Source organism: Stutzerimonas stutzeri, from assembly GCF_024448715.1.
GTDB classification, from domain to species: Bacteria; Pseudomonadota; Gammaproteobacteria; order Pseudomonadales; family Pseudomonadaceae; genus Stutzerimonas; species Stutzerimonas stutzeri_AR.
The window spans coordinates 271,927-291,068 of record NZ_JAMOHZ010000004.1 but is presented as its reverse complement, the minus strand read 5'-3'; the positions used below and the strand labels follow the sequence as shown (position 1 = coordinate 291,068).

The 19,142-nt window shown below is 62.0% G+C and carries 19 protein-coding genes; 10 read left to right on the top strand and 9 right to left on the bottom strand.

What is annotated here, in order from left to right:
• Positions 1-113: 113 nt before the first annotated feature.
• The gene (glcE, locus tag NAV33_RS10910; RefSeq protein WP_255979833.1) at positions 114-1,172 is read right to left on the bottom strand and encodes a glycolate oxidase subunit GlcE; all 1,059 of its coding nucleotides are present in this window, start codon (positions 1,170-1,172) and stop codon (positions 114-116) included.
• Entirely contained in the window at positions 1,172-2,671 is a 1,500-nt protein-coding gene (gene glcD, locus NAV33_RS10905; RefSeq protein WP_255979831.1) for a glycolate oxidase subunit GlcD, read from the bottom strand. Before glcD ends, glcE begins: the two co-directional genes overlap by 1 nt.
• A 234-nt stretch (positions 2,672-2,905) precedes the next feature.
• Here glcD and glcC point away from each other — a divergent pair, with 234 nt between their 5' ends.
• The 3 genes from glcC to ubiA all read left to right on the top strand — a co-directional run bounded on the left by glcC (position 2,906) and on the right by ubiA (position 5,310).
• A complete protein-coding gene (gene glcC, locus NAV33_RS10900) occupies positions 2,906-3,676 on the top strand; it encodes a transcriptional regulator GlcC (protein ID WP_255979829.1) in 771 nt (256 codons plus the stop codon).
• 149 nt (positions 3,677-3,825) lie between these two features.
• Positions 3,826-4,365 carry a chorismate--pyruvate lyase family protein gene (locus tag NAV33_RS10895; protein ID WP_255979827.1) on the top strand — a complete coding sequence of 180 codons (540 nt, stop codon included), beginning with the start codon at positions 3,826-3,828 and terminating at the stop codon, positions 4,363-4,365.
• 51 nt (positions 4,366-4,416) lie between these two features.
• The gene (ubiA, locus tag NAV33_RS10890) at positions 4,417-5,310 is read left to right on the top strand and encodes a 4-hydroxybenzoate octaprenyltransferase (protein ID WP_255979825.1); all 894 of its coding nucleotides are present in this window, start codon (positions 4,417-4,419) and stop codon (positions 5,308-5,310) included.
• A 56-nt stretch (positions 5,311-5,366) separates the two neighbouring features.
• Here ubiA and NAV33_RS10885 read toward each other — a convergent pair whose 3' ends face one another.
• From NAV33_RS10885 to NAV33_RS10865, 5 genes are all read right to left on the bottom strand, one after another.
• On the bottom strand, positions 5,367-5,795 hold the full coding sequence (locus NAV33_RS10885; protein ID WP_255979823.1) for a GlcG/HbpS family heme-binding protein: 429 nt from the start codon (positions 5,793-5,795) through the stop codon (positions 5,367-5,369).
• 10 nt (positions 5,796-5,805) lie between these two features.
• Complete coding sequence (locus NAV33_RS10880; RefSeq protein ID WP_255980238.1) at positions 5,806-6,549, bottom strand: SDR family NAD(P)-dependent oxidoreductase; 744 nt, start codon at positions 6,547-6,549, stop codon at positions 5,806-5,808.
• Positions 6,550-6,675: 126 nt separating this feature from the next.
• Positions 6,676-7,335: a 2-dehydro-3-deoxy-6-phosphogalactonate aldolase gene (locus tag NAV33_RS10875; RefSeq protein WP_255979821.1), complete on the bottom strand. Its 660-nt coding sequence runs from the start codon at positions 7,333-7,335 to the stop codon at positions 6,676-6,678.
• Positions 7,328-8,278: a 2-dehydro-3-deoxygalactonokinase gene (locus tag NAV33_RS10870; protein WP_255979819.1), complete on the bottom strand. Its 951-nt coding sequence runs from the start codon at positions 8,276-8,278 to the stop codon at positions 7,328-7,330. The genes NAV33_RS10875 and NAV33_RS10870 overlap by 8 nt, the downstream gene beginning before the upstream one ends.
• Positions 8,275-9,063 (bottom strand): IclR family transcriptional regulator, encoded by a 789-nt coding sequence (locus NAV33_RS10865; protein ID WP_255979817.1) that lies wholly within the window; start codon positions 9,061-9,063, stop codon positions 8,275-8,277. Before NAV33_RS10865 ends, NAV33_RS10870 begins: the two co-directional genes overlap by 4 nt.
• 164 nt (positions 9,064-9,227) lie before the next feature.
• Between NAV33_RS10865 and phoB the strand changes: the two genes are divergently transcribed.
• The 3 genes from phoB to NAV33_RS10850 all read left to right on the top strand — a co-directional run bounded on the left by phoB (position 9,228) and on the right by NAV33_RS10850 (position 12,737).
• Positions 9,228-9,917, top strand: a complete 690-nt coding sequence (gene phoB, locus NAV33_RS10860) for a phosphate regulon transcriptional regulator PhoB (RefSeq protein WP_255979815.1) — start codon at positions 9,228-9,230, stop codon at positions 9,915-9,917.
• A gap of 80 nt (positions 9,918-9,997) precedes the next feature.
• Positions 9,998-11,296: a phosphate regulon sensor histidine kinase PhoR gene (phoR, locus tag NAV33_RS10855; protein WP_255979813.1), complete on the top strand. Its 1,299-nt coding sequence runs from the start codon at positions 9,998-10,000 to the stop codon at positions 11,294-11,296.
• A 100-nt stretch (positions 11,297-11,396) separates the two neighbouring features.
• Complete coding sequence (locus tag NAV33_RS10850; protein ID WP_255979812.1) at positions 11,397-12,737, top strand: hemolysin family protein; 1,341 nt, start codon at positions 11,397-11,399, stop codon at positions 12,735-12,737.
• A gap of 103 nt (positions 12,738-12,840) precedes the next feature.
• Here the strand turns inward: NAV33_RS10850 and NAV33_RS10845 are convergent, their stop codons facing one another.
• Complete coding sequence (locus NAV33_RS10845; RefSeq protein WP_255980236.1) at positions 12,841-13,737, bottom strand: peptidoglycan DD-metalloendopeptidase family protein; 897 nt, start codon at positions 13,735-13,737, stop codon at positions 12,841-12,843.
• A gap of 164 nt (positions 13,738-13,901) precedes the next feature.
• Positions 13,902-14,816 (bottom strand): response regulator, encoded by a 915-nt coding sequence (locus tag NAV33_RS10840; RefSeq protein WP_255979810.1) that lies wholly within the window; start codon positions 14,814-14,816, stop codon positions 13,902-13,904.
• A gap of 706 nt (positions 14,817-15,522) precedes the next feature.
• Here NAV33_RS10840 and NAV33_RS10835 point away from each other — a divergent pair.
• Genes NAV33_RS10835 through NAV33_RS10820 form a run of 4 tightly spaced genes read left to right on the top strand, consistent with a single transcriptional unit; the run spans position 15,523 to position 19,142 of the window.
• Positions 15,523-16,731, top strand: a complete 1,209-nt coding sequence (locus tag NAV33_RS10835) for an ABC transporter substrate-binding protein (protein ID WP_255979808.1) — start codon at positions 15,523-15,525, stop codon at positions 16,729-16,731.
• Positions 16,728-17,552 carry an ABC transporter ATP-binding protein gene (locus tag NAV33_RS10830; RefSeq protein ID WP_423836665.1) on the top strand — a complete coding sequence of 275 codons (825 nt, stop codon included), beginning with the start codon at positions 16,728-16,730 and terminating at the stop codon, positions 17,550-17,552. The genes NAV33_RS10835 and NAV33_RS10830 overlap by 4 nt, the downstream gene beginning before the upstream one ends.
• Positions 17,545-18,255 (top strand): ABC transporter ATP-binding protein, encoded by a 711-nt coding sequence (locus NAV33_RS10825; RefSeq protein WP_255979806.1) that lies wholly within the window; start codon positions 17,545-17,547, stop codon positions 18,253-18,255. Before NAV33_RS10830 ends, NAV33_RS10825 begins: the two co-directional genes overlap by 8 nt.
• The gene (locus NAV33_RS10820) at positions 18,255-19,142 is read left to right on the top strand and encodes a branched-chain amino acid ABC transporter permease (RefSeq protein WP_255979804.1); all 888 of its coding nucleotides are present in this window, start codon (positions 18,255-18,257) and stop codon (positions 19,140-19,142) included. The genes NAV33_RS10825 and NAV33_RS10820 overlap by 1 nt, the downstream gene beginning before the upstream one ends.

Sequence of the window (19,142 nt, the reverse complement as noted above, 5' to 3'; positions counted from 1 at the left end):
AGGCGCAATCCATCGTTGTTCGTCGTTCGTTTGGCTCACCAAACTTCTCTCCTCACGCCTTGTCTTGCACCTTCTGGCGCAGCGTCGCAGCGGCCAATCGCGCTGAGCGCGACCTAGACCTCGGAATACATACGGCCGGGGTTGAAGATCCCCTGCGGGTCGAGTTGCGTCTTGAGCTGGCGGTGGTAACGCAGCAACGGCTCGCCCAATGGTTGGAACGGGCTGGCGGTGGCGCCGGCCGTGAAGCAGATGGCGTGACCGCCAACTTCGCTCGCAATTGCACGAATGGTCTGCGCATCGGCATCGGATTTCAGCCAACGCTGAGCGCCCGCCCAGTCGATCAGCTGTTCGCCAGGCAGCGCCAATATAGGCGTGTTGGTTGGCAGCGACAGGCGCCACAGCGGCCGCGCATCGGCGAAAAAGCTCAGCCGTTGTTCGCGCAGATCGTTCCAGTAACCGGAATCCAAGGCTTCGCCACCAATGCGGTCGCAAGCAGCATTCACCGACCCTTCACCACCTTCAAGGCGTAGATGCAGCGCCTGGCCGTCATAGCTCGCGGCGGTAATGGGTACCGGTTGCTGTCCCCATTCGGCAAGCTTGAGGAGCGCGTGGTCGGCCGACATCTCGACCCGTAGGTTGCGGCACAGACGTGGCTTGGGCAGCACTTTCAGCGACACCTCGGTAAGCACGCCGAGGCAGCCGAAGCTGCCGGCCATCAGGCGCGACAGGTCGTAGCCGGCAACGTTCTTCATCACCTCGCCGCCGAAGCGCAAATGCTTGCCGTGACCGGTAATCACCCGCGAACCCAGCACGAAATCGCGCACCGAGCCGGACCATGGCCGACGCGGACCGGACAGACCTGCGGCGATCATGCCGCCGACCGTGGCGCCGTCAGTGAAATGCGGCGGCTCGCAAGGCAGCATCTGCCCAGCTTCGTCGAGAGCCGCTTCCAGCTCCGCCAGCGGCGTGCCGGCACGAGCCGTGATCACCAGTTCGGTCGGGTCATAGCTGACAATGCCGCGGTGCGTGCGGGTATCAAGCAACTCGCCCTCGACGGGACGTCCGAGGAACGCTTTGCTGCCGCCGCCTTGAATACGCAGCGGGGTATCGTTGGCCAGTGCCTGGTTGACCTGTTCGAGCAAGTGCTCGCTGGCGTCGTAGGAAACGGCCATCAGAAGCGCTCCAATTCGGGGAAGGGCAACTGCCCGCCGTGCACATGCATGCCGCCGAATTCGGCGCAACGGTGCAGGGTCGGAATGTTCTTGCCGGGGTTGAGTAGACCACTGGGATCGAATGCAGCTTTTACCGCGTGGAACAGGGTCAGCTCGTCGGCGTTGAACTGCGCGCACATCTGATTGATTTTCTCGCGGCCGACACCGTGCTCGCCGGTGATCGAGCCGCCGACCTTCACGCAGAGTTCGAGGATTTTGCCGCCCAGTGCTTCAGCGCGTTCCAGCTCGCCTTCGGTGTTGGCATCGAAGAGGATCAGCGGGTGCATATTGCCGTCGCCAGCATGGAAGACGTTGGCGACGCGCAGGCCGTATTCGTCGGACAGGTCGGAAATGCCCTTGAGGACGCCCGGCAGCTCGCGTCGTGGAATGGTGCCGTCCATACAGTAATAGTCCGGCGAGATTCGCCCGACTGCCGGGAAAGCATTCTTGCGCCCGGCCCAGAACTTGACTCGCTCGGCCTCGTCGCGCGCCTGACGCACTTCGGTGGCCCCGGCGAGCTTGAGGACTTCGCTGACGCGCGTGCAGTCGTCAACTACGTCAGCCTCGACACCGTCCAGTTCGCAGAGCAGGATCGCCTCGGCATCCACCGGGTAACCGGCGCGAATGAAGTCCTCGGCGGCGCGGATCGAGAGGTTGTCCATCATCTCCAGGCCACCGGGAATGATGCCCGCGGCGATGATGTCGCCCACCGCACGCCCGGCTTTTTCCACCGAGTCGAACGCGGCCAGCAGCACCTTGGCCACCTGCGGCTTGGGCAGGAGCTTGACGGTCACCTCGGTAACGATCCCGAGCATGCCCTCGGAGCCGGTGAACAGTGCCAGCAGGTCGAAGCCCGGCGAATCCAGCGCATCGGAGCCAAGCACCATGCGCTCGCCCTCGACTGTGAGAATTTCCACCTTGAGCAGGTTGTGCACAGTCAGGCCATATTTCAGGCAGTGCACGCCACCCGCGTTCTCAGCGACGTTGCCGCCGATGGAGCAGGCGATCTGCGAGGACGGATCGGGCGCGTAATAAAGGTCGAAGGGCGCCGCGGCCTGGGAGATCGCCAGGTTGCGCACGCCAGGCTGAACACGGGCGAAGCGACCGGCCGGGTCGATTTCAAGAATCTTGTTGAAACGCGCCATCACCAGCAGGATGCCCTGCTCCAACGGCAGCGCGCCGCCGGACAGACCAGTACCGGCACCCCGAGCGACCACCGGCACGCCACGCTTGTGGGCGATCTTCAGCAGTGTTTCGACCTGCTCGATGCGTTCGGGCAACACCACCAGCATCGGCGTGGTGCGGTAGGCGGACAGGCCATCGCACTCGTAGGGCTTGAGATCTTCGCCGCGATGGAGGATGTCCATGCCGGGCAGTTGCGCCTGCAACTCGGCGAGCAGTGCCGCCTTGTCGACCTTGGGCAGTTCACCGTCGACGCGTTCGTCGTAGAGGATATTCATGGCAATCGGTGCTCTTCATTGTTCACCGTCAGCCCGACCAGCTGCGGTGGTTTGACGCATCATTAGCCCGGCGCTGCCATTTCGTCCATTGGCAAAACCACTGGTCCTACCAGTTTCTTTCAACAGACTTTCAGCCCCAATGCTTAAAACGTCCAGATATCGAGGCCCTAAGCACCTCTACCCCATAATGCGGTAAGCTTCGGCAAAACTGGTCCTACCAGTTAGGAGACTCTAATGTTGATCGAGACTACCCAGGATCGCCGCCAGCTGGCCGACGTCGTCGCCGAGCGTATCGAACGCCTGATCGTCGATGGCGTGCTAAAGGTCGGCCAGGCTTTACCGTCGGAACGACGTCTGTGTGAAAAACTGGGCATCTCCCGCTCAGCCTTGCGCGAAGGTCTGCGCGTGTTGCGCGGCCGCGGCATCATCGAAACCGCGCAAGGTCGCGGCTCTCACGTCGCCAAGCTATCCGGCGAACAAGACGCTAGCCCCTTGATGCATCTATTCAACTCGCAGCCGCGCACGTTATTCGATCTACTCGAAGTCCGCGCCCTGCTGGAAGGCGAATCGGCACGCCTGGCGGCGCTACGCGGTACCGATGCCGATTTCATCCTACTGCGCCGCCGCTACGAGGAGATGCTTGCCGCGCACACCGAGGAAGCCGGCGACCCACGCGAGCACGCGCGTCTCGATCACGCCTTTCATCTGGCCGTCAGCGAGGCCTCACACAACCCGGTGCTGGTGCATACGCTGCAGTCGTTGACTGACCTGATGCTCTCCACCGTATTCGCCTCGGTGAACAACCTCTACCACCGACCAACACAGAAGCGGCAGATCGACCGGCAGCACTCGCGGCTGTTCCACGCCGTCACCGAGCGCCTGCCGGACCAGGCCCAGCGCGCCGCTCGCGACCACATTCACAGCATTCGCGACAATCTCAAAGAGATCGAGCAGGAAGAACAGCGCCTGGTTCGCGCGACGATGCGGTTGGAGGGATGGACGTAAAAGCAGCGGCAGCCTGCAATTCTCCAAGGAAAAGCACGCAGACCGCTTGTAGCTTGGTTTTGGTTTGAAGCCCTAAGCCTGACGGCTTGGGGCTGCCCTTCGGTCCCCATGCTAGACTCGCCGCTTCTTTTCGTTGCCCGCTATCGCTCGTGTCCGACTCCCAAGACTGGCTGACCGCCGACCAATTTCCCACTGCCCTCGATCCCGCCTTGCATGATTGGCTTTTCGTCGACAAAGGCTCGTTAACCCGCCGCCTCACCGAGCTGGCTGCAGGTGCTTTCAGCGTGACCCCGCTGGCCGAAGGCTGGGAAGCGTTGCGCGACGACGAATGCGCCGCACTGGGTGTGGCACATGGCAGCCAAGGCTGGGTTCGCGAGGTCTATCTACGCGGGCATCAGGAGCCCTGGGTATTCGCCCGCAGCGTCGCCGCCCGTAGCGCGCTGGAACAGTCCGGGCTGGATCTGCCGCACCTGGGCAGCCGCTCGCTAGGCGAATTGCTGTTCAGCGATCCGGCGTTCGCGCGCGGCCCGCTGGAAGCCCGTCGCTATCCTGACGCCTGGCTGCCGCGCGATATCCGGCAAGCGCAGCTCTGGGCTCGCCGCTCCTGTTTCAGCCAGGGCGATCTGCGCGTGCTGGTCGCCGAGGTGTTTCTGCCGGCCCTGTGGCGGGCCGCACGGATCACGACCTGAACGCGGCACAGACTGCCCCATAACCGCCCTTCACCGTTTGGAGACCCGCCGATGTACCAAAAGCTTCTGCAATCGAGCAATCGCCTGCATCCGCGCGCCTGGGACTTCATCCAGCTGATGCGCCTGGAGCGACCCATCGGCACCTACCTCTTGCTGTGGCCGACGCTCTGGGCGCTATGGATCGCCGGTGAAGGCTCGCCCAGCGTGAAGAATGTGGTGATCTTCGTGCTCGGCGTGATCCTTATGCGTGCCGCCGGCTGCGTGATCAACGACTTCGCCGATCGCAATTTCGACGGCCATGTCAGCCGCACCAAGGGTCGCCCGCTGGCGACCGGCAAGGTCACGCCAAAGGAAGCCTGGATTCTGTTCGCAGTGCTGGTGGCCCTTAGCTTCGGCCTGGTATTGCTGACCAATGCCGCGACCATCTGGCTATCCTTCGGCGCGCTGGGCGTCGCCGCGCTCTACCCCTTCATGAAGCGCTACACCTACTATCCACAGGTGGTGCTCGGCGCCGCGTTCTCCTGGGGCATGCCGATGGCCTTCACAGCCGAACGCGGCGAACTGCCACCCGAAGCCTGGCTGCTGTTCATTGCCAACGTGGTCTGGACCGTGGGTTACGACACCTATTACGCCATGGCCGACCGCGAGGACGATCTGAAGATCGGCATCAAATCCACCGCCATCCTGTTCGGCGGGGCCGATCGGGTCATCATCGCCACGCTGCAGGGCCTCGCCCTGTTCTGCCTGATTCTCGCTGGCGTGCGCTTCGAACTCGGGCAGTGGTTCCACCTCGGCCTGACCATCGCCGCCGCCTGCTTCGCCTGGGAATTCTGGAAGACGCGCTCGCGCAAGCCGCAGGTCTGCTTCAAGGCGTTCCTGCACAACCATTGGGCCGGGCTGGCGATCCTCCTCGGCATCATCCTCGACTACGCAACGCGCGCATAAGAAAGCCCGTCGCGGCGCTGCCGGGACGGGCTTTTCACCTCGCAGCACTCAGCCGTTCAGCACACGCGCACCGGCCTCGGCGACCTGACCGACCTCGCTCGGGTGCATACCCGACACGCCGATCGCGCAATCACCCGGCCGTCTTCGATCAACGGGATGCCGCCATCCATGAGGATGGCGTTATGCATCGACAGCAACCGCAACGTCGCCCCGCCGCTGGCGAGCGTTTCCTCGAAACCCTTGGTGGCGCGCTTGAAGGCCGCCGCGGTGGCCGCCTTGCGCTGGGCCACCTCGACGCTGCCGTGCGTGGCGTGGTCCATCCGCTGCAGCAGAACCAGATGACCGCCGGCGTCGGTCACGGCGATAACCATCGCCCAGCCGTTGGCCTGCGCATGCGCACGTGCGGCTTCGACGACGCGGCTGGCCGTTTCCAGACTGATGGGAGGCCCGTAAGCCAGCGGAGGTGCAGCAACCTGAGCATTCATCGCGCGCTCCTCAGGGCATCGCCTGGCCGCCGTTCACGTCCAGCGTCTGGCCCGTGATATAGCCGCTGCAGGCGTGCGAGGCGAGGAACAGGTAAGCCGGGGCCATTTCCTCAGACGTACCGAATCGTCCGAGCGGGATGGTGGTATTTACCTGGGCGCGTGCAGAGTCATCCTTGTCGGCATGGAAAGCGGTATCCACCGTGCCCGGCGCAACCACGTTGAAGCGGATGTTGTCACCGGCGAACTCACGCACCCAGTTGCGCTGCACGTTATGCAGCCAGGCCTTGGAGGCGGCGTAGAGGCTCGCGCCGGGGCCGCCGCCGTTATAGGCGGCGATCGAGCCGGTAGTGATCACCGATGTACTCTGTCCGCTGGACTTGGCCGATTTACGCAGGTGCGGGATGGCTTCGCGAGTGATCAACAGTGCCGAGCGTAGATTCACGTCCACCATGGCATCGAAGAACGCATCATCGATTTTCTCCAGCCCGCGCCGCTCCAACAGCGCGCCGGCATTGTTGATCAGCACATCCAAACCACCGAAGCGCTCTACGAAGGCCGCGACGGTATCGACGCAGTCCTGACTGCGACTCAGGTCACCGACGAAGAATGCCGCCTCCCCGCCTTGCGCGCAGAGTTCGGTCAGCAGCGCATCGAGATTTTCCGGCCGATTGCGCGCAGTGATACCGACCTTGGCGCCGAGTTGGGCAAATGCCTTGGCGGTGGCCAGACCAATACCCATGGTGGCGCCGGTAATGAGGACGCGCTTGCCCTGAGGTCGTTGAAATACATGGTTGCTCCTTAGTCAGTGAAGGCAGGACGGGATGTACGGTGCTCCGCCAAAGGCGCAAAAGCGGCGGCAGTAGCCAGACCGCGAGCATAATCAGGGCCAAGGCAAGGGATACGGGGCGCACCTCATTCGTGTTTTCAGTCGTTCCCAGGCGGCAACGAAAGCAGTGGCGCTACGCGCCACATCCGCGTAATTCTGGCCCGGTTTGTAGAGCGCGGATCCCAAGCCGAAACCAGCCGCGCCTGCATCGACGAAAGCGGCCATGTTTTCAGGCGTGATGCCGCCGACCGGAAGTAGCAGGCAGCCCTGGGGGAATACAGCCCGCCAGGCTTTCACCACGGCGGGGCCACACTGCTCGGCGGGAAACAGCTTGAGCACCTGGGCGCCAGCCTCCAGCGCAGCGAAGCCTTCGCTCGGCGTTGCCACTCCCGGTGCGCTGATCAGTCCGGCAGCACGCGTGGCACGGATGACGTCCGGATTCATGTTCGGGGAGACGATAAGGCGGCCGCCGGCCGCAGCGACCGCTTTCACTTGGGCCACATCGAGCACCGTGCCGGCACCGACCAGACAGTCCGCACCCAACTCCGCGGCGAGCATTTCGATACTCACCAGTGCCTGCGGTGAATTCAGTGGGATTTCGATCAGGCGGAAGCCGCAATCAAAGAGCGCCCGGCCCACTGGGAGAATCGACTCCGGCGTGATGCCGCGCAGGATCGCCACCAGCGGTAGCTGGGCCATGAATGGGTCAAGCACGTTGCACCTCCTCTTTAGCGATCAGCCCGGCTGCCTGTGCGACTTGCCAGAGACCGGCGACGCCGGGGTTGTCCAGGCTCCGCACGCGATCGAAGCCGAACAGCGCCAGCGCTTCGCGATAACGGGCGCACAGCGCCGGTTCGCCGAGTAGCACCGGAGTCGGCACAGGTGACGATGCGAAGCCACACAGCGCGCTGCGCAGTTCCTCGCCGATCAACAGGCCGGAGAGATAATCGAGGCTATGGGCCGCCGGCAGCTCACCGCAAAGCACCAGGCTGCGAACGCTGAACAGTCGATCGGCAATGCCACCCGGGCCGATGTCGCGCGCCGTCTGAATCCCGCGACGGTAGGCCTCGGTACTGGCGACCGGACCCGCTTCCAGCGCCGGCCGGCCGAGAATCGAATGCTCCCGCAGCACTGCGAATAGTTCGCCAGTCATATAGGTGGAGAACGTTTGCAGCATGCCGTCGCGCACCTGGACCCACTTGCTGTGGGTGCCCGGCAGCAGCAACAAAGCTTGTTTCTCCAGGACGGGGTCGAGGGCCAGCGCTCCCACCACCTGGGTCTCCTCGCCGCGTAAGACGTTGGGGTGTTCACCGACCTGCCGGACCCCCGGAATCAGGTGTAGCGCGCCGACACCGGTTTCGATCTTGACCAATCCGGCAGCGAGGGCCGACGCGTTGGCCGGGCAGTCGGCATAGGGCACTTCACGCCAACCCTGGCGGCTACCGATCATGCCGGACGCGATGGCCGGCAGACCGGGCCATCGGGCGAGCCAGTCTTCAAGCAGGAATCGATAGGCACGGGCAAAATCGCGATCGGGTGTGTGCTGAATTCCCCAAGGTTGCGACCTGCTATCGAGCAGCAAGGCGCCAGGGCCAAGCAAATAGGCGCGCAGGGATGAGGTTCCCCAGTCGATACCGATCAGGCAGGGCTCGCTCATCGACCTCTCCATCCCAGCTCGGCGGATACGTCGGCCGCGCACCGTATGACCACAGGCCGCAGTTCTTCCAGGCGACTTTCCGGCATGTAGGGGATCGCACTGGCGACGCTCAGCGCTGCAATGATTTCCCCACCCGTGTCGCGAACAGGGGCCGCTACGCAGCGCACACCGAGTTCGTTTTCCTCCAGATCGAAGCTGAAACCACCCGCCGCGTATTCCGCCATCTGTGCGTGATAGTCCTGCCAGGGCGTGAACTCCTCGCGCAACCCGCTCTGGCCCGCTCGCCGCTGAAGCCCTTCTTCGTAAAGCGTCTGCCAGTCGGCTGCGGGCAAGTCGAGCATCAGTGATTTGCCGATCCCGGTCAGTGCAAGGGGCATGCGCAAACCAATACGCGAGCGCATCTCCAGCCCACGGGTGCTCGACAACTTGTCGATATAGAGAACGTCACCGCTTTCACGGACGCCGAGGTGAATGGTGTCCTGCGTCAGATCGGCCAGGCGCTGCAGATGAGGGCGCGCCAGTTTGATCAAAGGCATCTCCGCACGTGCCTTGTAACCCAATTCGATCAGCCTCGGGCCGAGACGATAACCCTGCGCCTCGCTGCGCAGATAGTCGGCCTGCACCAGCGCCGCGACCAGACGGTGTGTCGTGCTGCGCGTACAGCCGATGGCGGTGCCGATCGCGGCAAGCGAATCCGCACCCTGCGACACCGCATCGATTACCGCCAATCCCCGAAACAGCGCCTGCGCGCCGAGGGGAGCTTCTTTGTTGTTGTCTTGAGTCATGAGCGTCTCCTACGAAACGCACCTTAGTACCAACGACAGGTAATCTCAATATGCGAGTTACACTCCCACAATATGGGAATATGCTTAAGCGGATAAATTTGTCATATGGCTGCAACATTTCCGTTATCTAATGCCGAGCGACGAGAAACGGACCGAGAGCGGACATGAACGGCAAATGCATACTGATCGTCGATGATGAAGCGCCGATTCGCGAGATGATCGTGGTGGCGCTGGAAATGGCCGGCTACGAGTGTCTCGAGGCAGACAACACGCAACAGGCCCACGCGCTGATCATCGACCGTCAACCGGACCTGATCCTGCTCGACTGGATGCTGCCCGGCACGTCCGGAATCGAGCTGGCCCGGCGGCTCAAGCGCGACGAAATGACCGCCAACACCCCCATCATCATGCTCACCGCCAAGGATGCCGAGGACAACAAGATCCAGGGCCTTGAGGTCGGTGCCGATGACTACATCACCAAGCCGTTTTCGCCGCGCGAGCTGGTGGCGCGCCTCAAAGCGGTGCTGCGCCGCGCCGCGCCAAGCGACAACGAGACGCCGATCGAGATCGGCGGTCTGCTGCTCGACCCCATCAGCCACCGCGTCACCATCGATGGTTCGCCGGCGGACATGGGCCCCACAGAGTATCGTCTGCTGCAATTCTTCATGACTCACCAGGAACGCGCCTACACCCGCGGACAGTTGCTTGATCAGGTCTGGGGCGGCAATGTCTATGTCGAAGAACGCACCGTGGATGTGCATATCCGCCGCCTGCGCAAGGCGTTGGGCGAAACCTATGAGAACCTGGTGCAGACCGTGCGTGGCACCGGTTATCGTTTTTCCACCAAGAGCTGAACAAAGCCGCAACTGCCGGGCTTTCGCTGGCGTTGTAGATGATTTCCGGCCGGCCCAAGCTGTCTCAAGGAGCGTTAGCAGTGAACCAAGACTGGCAAGGCGCACTCGTGCGCCGGCTGCTTCTGCTGTTGGCGGGATGCCTGCTGATCGGCCTGATCACTGGCGAATATGCCTGGGCTCTGGTGGTGGGCCTGTCCGGGTATGTCGGCTGGACCCTAAATCAGATGCGGCGTTTGCAGGGCTGGCTCAAGCGCAGTCAGCCTGACGAGCCGCCGCCGGACAGCCACGGTCTGTGGGGCGAGATCTTCGACAATCTCTATCAGTTGCAGCGCAGGGACTTGCGTTTGCGCGGCCAACTGCAGGCTGTCATCGATCGTGTTCAGGGCTCGACGACAGCTCTGAAAGATGCCGTGATCATGCTCGACAGCGACGGCAATCTGGAGTGGTGGAACCCCGCCGCAGAGCGCCTACTGGGTCTTAAAAAGCCGGACACCGGCCATCCGGTCACCAATATGGTCCGCCATCCGAGCTTCAAGGAATATTTCGACAGCGGCCGGCACGAGGAACCGCTGGAGCTTTCCTCGCCGGTCAATGATCGCCTCTGGCTGCAGGTCACCATTACCCGCTACGGCAACAGCGAGCATCTGATGGTGGTACGCGACATCACCCGACTGCATCTGCTGGAACAGATGCGCAAGGACTTCGTCGCCAACGTTTCGCATGAGCTGCGCACGCCACTGACGGTGATCGCCGGCTATCTGGAAACTATGCTCGAACACACCGACGAGATGAATCCGCGCTGGTCACGGGCGCTGCAGCAGATGAATCAGCAGGCCGGGCGCATGCAGCATCTGCTCAATGACCTGTTGCTCCTGGCGAAACTGGAAGCCACCAATCCGCCGACCAATACCCAGCCGGTGGCTGTTGCCGGCCTGCTGCAGTCGATCAAAAGCGACGCCTTGGCGTTATCCGCCGAGCGCAACCATGACATTAGTCTCGAGGCCGACCCCACCTTGCTGCTCAAGGGCAGCGAAGCCGAGCTGCGCAGTGCGTTTTCCAATCTGATATTCAACGCGGTGAAGTACACCCCGGCTGGCGGCGAGATCCAGGTTCGCTGGTGGTGCAACGAGCACGGCGCGCATCTGGCCGTGCAAGATTCAGGTATCGGAATCGAATCCAAGCACCTGCCGCGCCTGACCGAACGCTTCTACCGGGTCGATTCGAGCCGCGCCAGCAACACCGGCGGCACCGGGCTGGGACTGGCCATCGTCAAGCATGTGTTGCTGCGCCATCAGGGCCGCCTGGACGTGAACAGTACGCCGGGCAAAGGCAGCATCTTTACCTGCCATTTCCCGCTGTCCCAGGCCTCGGTGCAGTAAGCGCCGCCAACCGGCCGCCGACCAATGTCCTCACTGGCTTCTTGAAATAACCCGAGTCGAGCCCCATCCTTGTGGCCGTCATCAACTACCCGAAACCTTCATGGACCCTTCCCCCAGTTACGTTGCCCCTTCCTACTTCGCCGATTTCGGCCTGATTCTTTTTGCCCTGTTCCTGGTACTGCTCAACGGCTTCTTCGTTGCGGCAGAGTTCGCCATGGTCAAGCTACGCGCTACCAAGGTCGAGGCCATCGCCAAGCAACATGGCTGGCGCGGGCATATCCTGCGCAAGGTACACAACCAACTGGACGCCTATCTGTCCGCCTGCCAACTGGGTATCACCTTGGCATCGCTGGGGCTCGGCTGGGTCGGCGAGCCCGCTTTCGCTCATCTGCTCGAGCCGCTGCTGGCAGCCGTCGGCGTGCAATCGCAGGCCGTGGTTCATGGCGTCGCGTTCTTCACTGCATTCTTCATCATTTCCTACTTGCATATCGTCGTCGGCGAGCTGGCGCCTAAGTCATGGGCGATCCGCAAGCCCGAGCTGCTGTCGCTGTGGACGGCCGCGCCGCTGTACCTCTTTTACTGGGCCATGTATCCAGCGATCTACCTGCTCAACGCCAGCGCCAACGCGATTCTGCGTGTCGCCGGGCAAGGTGAGCCGGGAGATCATCACGAACACCACTACAGCCGCGACGAGCTGAAGCTGATCCTGCATTCAAATCGCGCGCTGGACCCGGCCAACCAGGACATCAAGGTGCTCGCCTCGGCAGTCGAGATGAGCGAGCTGGAAGTCGCCGATTGGGCCAACTCACGCGAAGATCTGTTGCAACTGGAGCACGACGCATCGCTGTCAGAAATCCTCGACCTGATTCGTCGCCATAAATACAGCCGCTATCCGGTATTCGATGCCGAGCAGGGCGATTACATCGGCCTGTTGCATATCAAGGATCTGCTACTGGCGCTGGCCAGCGACGAACAACTTGCGCAACATTTCGACCTCACCACCCTGTTGCGGCCGCTTGAACGGGTGCCCCGACACCTGCCACTGAATGCGTTGCTGGATCAGTTCCGTCAAGGCGGCGCGCATTTCGTATTGGTGGAGGAAGGCGACCACAAGGTGGTGGGCTTCCTGACCATGGAAGACGTGCTCGAAGTGCTGGTGGGCGATATCCAAGACGAACATCGCAAGACCGAGCGCGGCATCCTCGCCTATCAGCCCGGCAAACTGTTGGTGCGTGGCGATACGCCACTATTCAAGGTCGAGCGGCTGCTGAACGTAGATCTCGACCACATCGAAGCAGATACCCTTGCCGGTCTGATCTACGAAACCCTGAAGCGCGTTCCGGAAGAAAACGAAGTGCTGGTTATCGAGAACCTGCAAGTCATTATCAAGAAGATGCGCGGGCCAAAAATCGTGCTAGCCAAGGTGTTGAAGCAGGAATAAAGCGGCTGGAGGCGGGACAGAATCGTAGGGCGGGCGAAGCCGCCAGATGTACGGGAGGCAATCGGCGGGTTGCAACCGCCTTACGCTGCAAGCTTGCCGCTACTCAATCCCCGCCAACCGCAAAATTCGGCAGGCTGTTTACCGGCTGAGAGAAGTCGAAGGGAATCGATTCGACCGCCAGCCCGACGTTACGCTGCACCACGAAGTGCAGGTGTGGCCCGGTGCTGTTGCCGGTGTTGCCGGAACGCGCGATGCGGGCGCCGGTCTCGACGCGCTGGCCCTCGCGGACGCTCACCGACCCCTTCATCAGGTGCAGATAGACGCCCATGGTGCCGTCGTCATGCATGATCCGCACAAAGTTGCCCGACGGGTTGTTACCGCGCCCGCTCTGGCTGTTCTCGATCTTCACCACCATGCCGCCACGCGCCGCGATGATCGGCGTGCCTTCGGGCATGGCGATGTCCGCGGCGTAGCGGCCTTTGGGCGTGAAATGGCTGTATTTGCCATTGGCGCCCTGAGTCAGACGGAACGGACCGCCGCGCCAGGGCAGCGGATAACGATAGGGTTTGGGTAGCAGGCGCGGATCGCCCAGCGCATGGCGCAGTTTGGGGGTGTATTTCAGCGGCTTTGAAGGGTCGAGCGGCGCCAGGGTCGCCAGACGGATCTGGCTGCGTGGCGGCAGCACCCAGCGAATCGGTTCATCCGGCACACCGACGGCGTTCTGCACACCGGTCAGCTGGAGCTCGATATCCACCGGCGCGAAGAGATCATTGCGCACCAGCAAGGTTTCCCCGGCGGCATGCTTGCGCGTCTCCAGCTTCACCTGATTATCGAGCGTCTCGACCATGCGGTCGTTGAAGGTGAACACGCGCGCGCCGGGAGCAGCCTGGTCGCTGTAGGTGACCACGCCGTTGGCGTCTGTGTACTTGTAGATGGTCAGGGCCGAGGCGGGCGATGCCAGCCAGAACAACCCGAGACAGAGAACGATGCGCCCCAACATAACGGCAGACTTCATATGGTTATGTATTCAGAGCGCTGCAGACTAGCAGCGCAACGGGGTACGCGCGAGCCACCGACTGTCGGGCTGTGAAATTGTTCCTTTTGCGAAGAATCTTCCGGACGGACGGAGTGATTCGTACAGGCAGTGGCCGGCAGGATCGACCTTCAAGCTCCCGGAACGAAATGCCGCTGCGCGGTGCCGCGGGCAATCAAACGCGACAGGTAGTCGAGCTTCTGCGGGTCGCGATCGACGAAACGGAAGGTCAGCTGTAGCCACTCGCTGTCGGGCTTTGGCTCTAGCGCCGCGACGGCATGCAAGTAGCCATTCAAGCGTGCGATCTCGCCACCCTCCCCCTGTTCCAGATCGAGCACGGCACTTTCCAATACCTGCGGCAGAATCTCGCTGCGCTTGACCACCAGCAGGCCTTCCTTGAGGCTCAGCGCCTTGATCACGCAGGGAAGCGTTCCGCTCGCCAGGCGTAACTGGCCCTGGCCCCGTCCGCCGCTCGAAGCAGTGGGTTTGGCCGCGCTCGGCTGGATCAACGGCGCGGCGGCCGCTGGCACCGAAGAGCTGGCCGATGCAGCGGACGCAGGCTTCACCACCTCCGCCTTGCCGCCGGTAAGCGCGGCCAGTGAATCATTGGCCATTCCGGTGTTCGTCGGCCGTGGCGGTGCGCTGGCCGCCAGTGCATCAAGCTTGCCAGCGCGGCCCAGTGCCTTGCGTACCTTGGTGGTCAGCTGTTCGTTGGAGAAGGGTTTGCCGATGAAGTCGGAAACACCGGACTGGATCGCCTGGACGACGTTTTCCTTGTCGCCACGGCTGGTGACCATGATGAACGGGATGGTCTTCAGTTTTTCGTGGGCACGGCACCAAGTGAGCAACTCGAGCCCGGACATTTCTGGCATTTCCCAATCGCAGAGAATCAGGTCGAAGCGTTCGCGATCGAGCATCTGCTGCGCCTTGCGACCGTTCACCGCGTCCTCGATGCGGATACCTGGGAAATGACTGCGCAATCCTTTCTTGACCAGATCCCGGATAAAGGGTGCGTCATCCACTACCAGCACACTGACCTTGCTCATCACTCGCTCCTGCTTGAATGGCCGCCAGCATAGCGGTAGCCGCCGGTCGAAAAAAGCACAGCCGACCAGCGTGGCACTTTAACTTCATTTGGCCAGCGATTGTCATTTGCCTGGCGCTCCCGACCGAATACGACGCTCGACTGACTTTTGAACTTACGAAAAAGCGAGCGCAACGGACAAAAAAATGAGCCCGACACCGAGCTTAAACCCCGGGCACCGGCGCCCTGTATGGATAGATCGTCACGCGGAGCAAGCGCTGCGCCTGTTTTTTTAATTTGTTGACCCTTACGGATGCGTCAAGCGCGCGAGCTGCGCCGAATAAGCCTACCGAATCCAGCCGATTCGCCCGAAATGGTCAGTTGCGTCTGGCCGATCCCCTGCTACGTTTAGTTCTAACAATAATTAAAAAAGACATAGTCAGGCCGAATGAAAACACCCCCATCGACTATTCATGCCTGCCCGGCACAACGACCGACGGCTTCTCCTGGAGCGACCCCGTTTGCTGCCGCAGCCCCGATTTATTTTTTCCAATCGCCGCGCCTTAAGGATTACGCCCGGAGCCGTTACCGCGGCGTCCGTCGGCGCCAAATCGTTGTGATGGAGGCAGTCCCGTCTGCCGGCACCCCTTTACCCACCGAACCGTCCAGTCCGTGGCAGCCCGCATGGGCCGCCCTGTAAGCGGTCAACCCCTGCAAGGAGATAGGCGATGAAGCTTCTGGCAATTGCAACGGCAGCATTGAGCGCGGCAGCGGTGATCCCCGCGTCGGCTGCGGAAATATCCGATGGAAAAGTGAAAATCGGAATCCTCAACGACCAATCCGGCGTCTACGCCGACTTCGGTGGCAAGTGGTCCTATGAGGCGGCCAAGATGGCGGCGGAAGATTTCGGTGGGAAAGTGCAGGGCGCGCCGATCGAGATCGTCACGGCTGACCATCAGAACAAGCCGGATATTGCCTCCAATATCGCCCGCCAGTGGTATGACCGCGAACAGGTCGACTCGATCATGGAGCTGACCACCTCGTCCGTTGCACTCGCGGTGCAAGGCATTTCCAAGGAGAAGAAAAAGATCGATCTGGTAACCGGCGCCGCCACCGCGGAGCTGACCGGCAAGCAGTGCTCGCCCTACGGCTTTCACTGGGCCTACGACACCCATGCGTTGGCGGTCGGTACCGGTGGCGCATTGGTGTCTCAGGGCGGAGACAGCTGGTATTTCCTCACCGCCGACTATGCCTTCGGTTATTCGCTGGAAGAGCAGACCAGCGAATTCGTCAAAGCCAAGGGCGGCGAGATCAAGGGCTCGGTGCGTCATCCGCTGGCCACCAACGACTACTCGTCCTTCCTGCTACAGGCACAATCCTCCGGCGCCGAAGTCATTGGCCTGGCCAACGCCGGGCTGGATACTGCCAACGCAATCAAGCAGGCGGCGGAGTTCGGCATCGTCGCCAGCGGGCAGCGCCTCGCGGCTCTGCTGTTCACCCTGTCGGAAGTACATGGCCTGGGACTGGAAGCGGCACAGGGCCTGACCCTGACCGAAAGCTTCTACTGGGACCGTGACGACCAATCTCGAGAATTTGGCAAACGCTTCTTCGAACGTACCGGGCGCATGCCGAACATGGTCCATGCCGGGACCTACTCGGGGGTTCTGCAGTATCTGAAGGCCATCGACAAGGTCGGCACCGACGAAACGGAAGCGGTAGCCAAGGCCATGCATGAGATGCCTGTGAATGACCTTTTCGCGCGCAATGCCAAGGTGGGCGCGAACGGTCGGCTGATCAGCGATGTTTATCTGATGGAAGTGAAGACGCCCGAGGAAAGCGAGGAGCCCTGGGACTATTACAAGGTGCTCGCCACTGTGCCGGGGGAGGAGGCTTACATCAAACCAGCCGAGAGCGGCTGCGACCTGGTCAAGCAATAAGCATGGCGGCCGGCGTCGGTAATGTGCCCGGGGAAGCGGCGGCTTCGCCGGGCATCGGCGATGAATCGCAACCGCGCGTCGTGCTTTCGGCACGCGGGCTGCGCCGCGATTTTGGGGGTTTCGTGGCGGTGAACAATGTCGATCTGGACGTTCACCATGCGCGCGTCCACGCTCTGATCGGGCCCAACGGCGCGGGCAAGACCACCGTGTTCAATCTGCTAACGAAATTCCTGCAACCGTCGAGCGGCAGCATCCGGCTGCTCGACCATGACATCACCCGCACCGATCCGGCCAGGGTCGCACGCATGGGACTGGTCCGTTCATTTCAGATTTCGGCGGTATTCCCGCACCTGAGCGTCCTGGAAAACGTGCGCGTGGCGCTGCAACGCCCCAGTGGGCTGGCCACTCAGTTCTGGCTGCCGCTGCGTTCGCTTAATCGGCTCAACGAGCGCGCCATGGCGTTGATCGAATCGGTAGGGCTGCAGGACGCCAGCCACAGCCCTGCCGCGGATCTGTCCTACGGACGCAAAAGGGTCCTGGAGATCGCGACCACACTGGCGCTGGAACCCAAGGTCTTGCTACTCGATGAGCCGATGGCAGGCATGGGGCACGAGGACGTGCATATCGTCTCCGAGATCATTCGCGAAGTCGCTCGCGACCGCGCCATCCTGATGGTCGAGCACAACCTGAAAGTCGTCGCCGACCTTTGCGATCAGGTAACCGTTCTGCAGCGCGGGGAAATTCTCACCTCTGGCGACTACCGCAGCGTGAGTCAGGACGCACGCGTTCGTGAGGCTTATATGGGGACGGAAGATGAGTGAGGCCACGCCGCTGCTGAGTGTTCGTGAGCTAAACGCCTGGTATGGCGAGAGCCATGCCCTGCATGGGATCGATCTGGACGTGCATCAGGGCGAAACCGTCACCCTGCTCGGCCGTAACGGCGTGGGCAAAACCACGGCGCTGCGCTCGATCATGGGCATCATTCGCAAACGTACCGGAACGGTTCAATTCGATGGCCGCGACATGATGCGCGTGCCATTGCATCGAACCGCGCACACCGGAATGGGCTTCGTGCCGGAAGAGCGCGGCATTTTCGCCACCCTGACAGTTGATGAGAACCTGACCTTGCCGCCGATTATCGCCAAGGGCGGCATGTCCACCGACGAGATTTACCAGCTGTTCCCCAACCTCAAGGAACGCCGCAACAGCGCCGGGACCAAACTTTCCGGCGGCGAACAGCAGATGCTGGCAATCGCGCGCATCTTGCGCACCGGAGCGAAACTGCTGCTGCTCGACGAGCCCACCGAAGGCCTGGCACCGGTGATCGTCCAGCGCATCGGCGATGTGCTGCTGACGCTCAAGGAGCGCGGCATGACCATCTTGCTTGTGGAGCAAAACTTCCGCTTCGCCAGCAAAGTCGCCGACCGCTTTTATCTGGTCGATCACGGACGGATCGTCGACAGCTTCCACGTCAGCGAACTGCCGGACCGTATGACGATACTCAACGAAACCCTGGGGGTCTGATGACGGAAATCTTCGGCGTACCCATCCAGGCCTTTCTAGGGCAATTGTTGATCGGCCTGATCAACGGCTCCTTCTACGCCATGCTCAGCCTTGGCCTGGCGATCATTTTCGGCCTGATCAAGGTGATCAACTTCGCCCACGGCGCGCAGTACATGATGGGCGCCTTCGCCGGTTACCTGTTGCTGGCGATGTTGGGCATCGGTTACTGGCCGGCGTTGATCCTGGCACCGCTGATTGTTGGCCTCGTCGGAGCAGTGATCGAGCGACTCGCGCTCTCGCGACTGTATAACCTCGATCATTTATATGGCCTGCTGTTCACGTTCGGCCTGGCCCTCGCGTTGGAAGGCGCGTTCCGCTACTTCTACGGCTCGTCCGGCCAGCCCTATGCAGTGCCGAGCCTGCTATCGGGCGGCTACAACCTTGGCTTCATGTTTTTGCCCAAGTACCGCGCCTGGGTAGTGTTGGCGTCCCTGCTGATTTGCCTGGGCACCTGGCTGCTGATCGAAAAGACCAAACTCGGTGCCTATCTGCGCGCCGCCACCGAAAACCCCACGTTGGTGCGCACCTTCGGTATCAACGTGCCACTACTGCTGACCTTCACCTACGGGCTGGGCTCCGGTCTGGCGGGGCTGGCCGGGATTCTCGCGGCGCCGATTTATCAGGTCAGCCCGCTGATGGGCTCCAACCTGATCATCGTCGTATTCGCCGTGGTGGTGGTCGGCGGCATGGGTTCGATTCTGGGCGCGATCATCACCGGTTACATGCTCGGGATTCTCGAGGGGCTGACCAAGGTGTTCTACCCAGAGGCCTCCAACATCGTGATCTTCGTGGTCATGGCGATCGTGCTGCTCGTGCGTCCGGCGGGCTTGATGGGAAAGGATGGCTGA